Source organism: Actinomyces urogenitalis DSM 15434 (assembly GCF_000159035.1).
Classification (GTDB): Bacteria; Actinomycetota; Actinomycetes; order Actinomycetales; family Actinomycetaceae; genus Actinomyces; species Actinomyces urogenitalis.
In genome coordinates this window covers 396,067-400,227 of the sequence record NZ_DS999576.1, presented here as the reverse complement: position 1 = coordinate 400,227, position 4,161 = coordinate 396,067, and the positions used below count along the sequence as shown (strand labels likewise).

At 71.5% G+C, this 4,161-nt stretch carries 3 protein-coding genes; all 3 read right to left on the bottom strand.

Translation table 11 applies throughout. The features are described 5' to 3' along the window. The coding region (locus HMPREF0058_RS09885) for a proteasome accessory factor PafA2 family protein (RefSeq protein WP_006549653.1) at positions 1 to 1,418 on the bottom strand (1,418 nt) is incomplete at its 3' end. Continuing rightward, entirely contained in the window at positions 1,415 to 3,100 is a 1,686-nt protein-coding gene (gene arc, locus HMPREF0058_RS09880; protein WP_006549652.1) for a proteasome ATPase, read from the bottom strand. The genes HMPREF0058_RS09885 and arc, both read right to left, overlap by 4 nt. Next, positions 3,084 to 4,109, bottom strand: a complete 1,026-nt coding sequence (locus HMPREF0058_RS09875; RefSeq protein WP_006549651.1) for a tRNA (adenine-N1)-methyltransferase — start codon at positions 4,107 to 4,109, stop codon at positions 3,084 to 3,086. The genes arc and HMPREF0058_RS09875 overlap by 17 nt, the downstream gene beginning before the upstream one ends. Positions 4,110 to 4,161 lie beyond the last annotated feature (52 nt).

Sequence of the window (4,161 nt, the reverse complement as noted above, 5' to 3'; positions counted from 1 at the left end):
GCACCCGCGCGCAGGTCCGCCCACTGAATGTCCAGGGCAGCCAGCCGTGGGTCGTCCCAGCCCGAGCCCGAGCGACGGCGCAGGCCCTGGCACAGCTGGAGCTTGGCCACCCACTCCACGTCCCGGGCCGCCCGCGTGGTCGCCTCGCCCTCGCCCTCGCTACCCAGCGCATTGGCGTAGTCCTCCAGCGCTGTGAGCACCTCGTCCCACAGCGCCACCGCGCTCGCAGTGGCGGGGGCGTGCTCACCGTCCAAGCCGTCAGCAACCAGGGCCTGGCGAATCGCGGCCAGGTAGCCACGCTGGATCTCCAGGGCCGTGCGTGGACCGCCCGCGGTGGCCAGGCGGTGGCGCAGGGTGACGTCGCGGGAGGTCGCCCAGTGCTCCTCCACCGGGTCCGCCGTCAGCACCAGTGCCTCGATCTGTCCCAGGCCCTCGCCGCGCTCGTGCGCGCGCTCCAGGTACCACAACAGCAGGCTGGTGCTGGCGACCTTGAGGTAGATCGGGGTGTCGAAGCGGTTGGCGTCGCCGTTGATCACGTGGAGACGGCGCCAGCGGCTGGAGTCTGCGTGCGGCTCGTCACGTGTGTTGACGATGGGGCGGTTAAAGGTTGTCTGCAGGCCGATGTCGTTCTCGACGTAGTCCGCTCGCTGGCTCATCTGGAAGCCCGCACGCTGGGAGCGCTGGCCCAGCCCCACCCTTCCGGCGCCGGCGAAGACCGGGCGGGTGACGAGGAAGGGGATGAGCGCGCCGGCCAGGGTGTCGAAGGGCAGGGCCCGGTCCACGAGGTAGTTCTCGTGGGAGCCATAGGCCGCACCCTTGCCGTCGACGTTGTTCTTGTACAGCACCACCTCGTCAGCCACCACGCCGCCGGCTCCGGCTGCCAGGGCCGCCATCGCCTCCCGGGCCACGACCTCGCCTGCCCTGTCCCACACGACGGCGTCATGGGGGGTGAGGACCTCCGGCGAGGAGTACTCGGGGTGGGCGTGGTCGACATAGAGCCGCGCGCCGTTGGCCAGCACAGTCGTGGTCGCCCGAGGCAGGGCCTCCTCGGCCGCACTGGGCCTGGGCCGGTTGCCCCAGGGCGCTGGCGGCAGGTCCTCGGCGTGCTCGGCCTGCGGGTCGTTCTGGCCCGAAGGGGCCAGGTGCCCAGGGTCGTCGGTGAGCATGGAGGGGTGGGCGGCGGCGCGCTCCAGGCGACCCCCGCGCAGGTCAGCCAGGGGGTCCTCCCCCTCGTAGTCCCACCGCACCGCGGCCGCCGGGGCGCCGTCGGCCTCCAACCCTGGGCGGGAGACGGCACCGTAGGCCGCCACAAGGTTGGAGGCCATGGCCACCGGGTTGGCGTAGGGGTTGCCCGGCTGGAGGACGCCGTACTCCGTCTCCAGACCCACCGGGCGGATCACCGGATCCTGCGTCCTCATGCGTGTGCCTCCTTGGCTCCCGACGGCCCGCTGGCCTCGTCCTGCGCAGCGCCCAGCCGCGTGACGCTCAGGATCGTCTCGCCGCGGTGGCCGACCACGCGCGCCCACCCCTCGGGGTTGGTGGCTGCGGTGATCTCCTCGTTCTGACGGGCCTCGGCCTCCACCGCGGCCAGCAGGCGCGGCGTCGACAGCCCTCCGGGTCCTCCGGCCAGCTCGTCCTTGATCGCCGCGGTCTTGGCCCGGGCGACGACGGCGGCGAGCATCGCACCGCTGACCAGGTCGCCGAGGTACAGGGTCTCTTGGCGTCCCGAGGCGAAGGTGACCACGAGCACGGCGTTGGCCTGTGTGCGTGCGTAGATGGCGGCGACGACCTCCTGGCGCATCGCGGCCGCCGTGGCCTCCCGGTCGCCGTCGTGCGCAGCAAGCTCCCCCGGGTCCAGGGGCAGATTGCTGCGCAGGTGCTTGGCCAGGATCTCACGGGCACCGGCCTGGTCCGGACGGTCGATGCGGATCTTGACGTCCAGGCGCCCGGGCCGCAGGATCGCCGGGTCGATCATGTCCTCACGGTTGGAGGCACCGATGATGACGACGTTGCGCAGGGACTCCACGCCGTCGATCTCGGCCAGGACCTGCGGCACGATCATGGTCTCCACGTCCGAGGACACGCCCGTGCCGCGGGTGCGGAACAGGGCCTCCATCTCATCGAAGAAGATGACCACGGGGCGGTCCTCCGCGGCGACCTTGCGGGCCTGCTCGAAGATCGCTCGGATCTGGCGCTCGGTCTCCCCGACGAACTTGCTCAGCAGCTCAGGGCCCTTGATATTGAGGAAGGCCGCGCTCTTGCCGGCCCCGCCAGGAGCGTCCTGCCCTCCTGCCGAGGAGGCCAGCGAGGTGGCTACGGCCTTGGCGATGAGGGTCTTGCCGCACCCTGGTGGGCCGTACAGGAGCAGGCCCTTGGGCGCGCGCAGGTGGTAGGAGCGGTAGAGCTCAGGATGGGCGAAGGGCAGCTCCAGGGCGTCGCGGATCTCCTCGATCTGCAGCCCCAGGCCTCCGATGTCCTGCCAGGACACGTCCGGGGTCTCGGTGATGACGAGCTCCTCGACGCTGGTGCGTTCGATCAGCGCCGTCGCCACGTCGGCACGCAGATCAGCCGCCAGGGTGTCCCCCGGCGTTAGCGTGCCGGCATCCAGCCCGCCTGCCAGCCGCAGGACCCGCGTGGCACCTGATCCCGTGGTCACCAGCGCCCGGTGGGAGTCGAGGACCTCCTCGAGCGTGACGGCCTCACCGGTGTCGGGAGCCCCCAGGGCGTCGACGACGAGCATCTGGTCGCTGACCGCCACGAGCTGGCCGACCGTCAGGTCCTGCGGATCCAGGCTCGGGTGCAGGCCCAGGCGCATAGGCCTGCCTGCCATGGCGACCTCAACCTCGCTGCAGCGACCACCTGGGTCCTGCTCCACGCCGGTCAGCAGCGCCAGCGTCACCGGAGGCAGGGTGACCGCGTCCAGCTGAGCGCCGAGCTCGGCGATCTGGTCACGGGCGTGGGACAGGGCGGCAGCCAGCCGCTCGTTCTTCTCCGCCAGGCTGACGGCCTGGGCGCGCGCCTCGCGCAGCTGGTGGGAGGCGAAGGACGGCGAGGGCGTCAGGTTCTCACCTACGACCGGGGTCTCAGGCACGCTCACCACCGCACTCCTCGTCGCTGAGCACAGGCGTGGAGTCCGCCGGCTGCTTGGCCAGGCAGTCGCGCAGGACCCGGCGGACCTTGCGGTCGGTGGAGGTGCGTTCCTTCACGTCCTCGGGAAGCCAGTAGCCGCCCTCGTCATAGGCGCCGCGTGCCGGCGGCCGCTTGCGGGTCAGCGGGCGTGAGCCGGCCGCCAGGCGCCTGGCGGTGAGCAGGAACCCGGTGTGGGCGACCATGGTGTGGTCAGGGCGCACGGACAGCCCGTCCACGTTCCAGGTGCGCACCATGGACTCCCAGGACTCCGGCTCGGTGAACAGTCCGCAGTGCCGCAGGGCCTCAACCGTGCGTGAGAGCTGGGTGGTGGTGGCCACGTAGGCCAGGAAGACGCCCCCGGGCACCAGCACCCGCGCGACCTCCGCCACGTTCTCCCAGGGGGCGAGCATGTCGAGCACGACGCGGTCGATCGAGTCATCAGCCACATGGGCTGCCGTGACCTCGGACAGGTCGCCGCAGCGCAGCTGCCAGGCCGGGTGGTGGCGCCCGAACCAGGAGTCGACGTTCGAGGCGGCGATCTGGGCGAAGTCGTGGCGGCGCTCGACCGACAGCAGGTGGCCGCTCTCGCCGATTGCCGAGAGCAGGTTCATCGTCAGTGCCCCGGAGCCCACACCCGCCTCCAGGACACGGGCACCGGGGAAGATGTCTCCCAGCGCGACGACCTGACCGGAGTCCTTGGCGTAAACCACCTGGGCGCCGCGGGGCATGGACAGAACGTAATCGGCCAGCAGGGGCCGCAGCAGGAGCAACTCGTGCCCAGAGTCGGTCACCAGCACCGTGCCCTCGTCCAGGCCCACGACGTCACGGTGGTGGAAGGACCCGCGGCCGGACTGGAAGTAGCCCTGAGGATGCAGCTGGAAGGTGTGCTTGGCCCCCTTGACGTCAGTGACTTGCACCCGCTCGCCGTAGTGGAAGGGACCGCGCCGGCCCGCCTGGCCCAGGACCTCCTGGGTCTCCATCCGCGGCGGGAGCTTCGGGGCGGCCTGGCCGGGTTGCCCAGCGGCCCCGGAC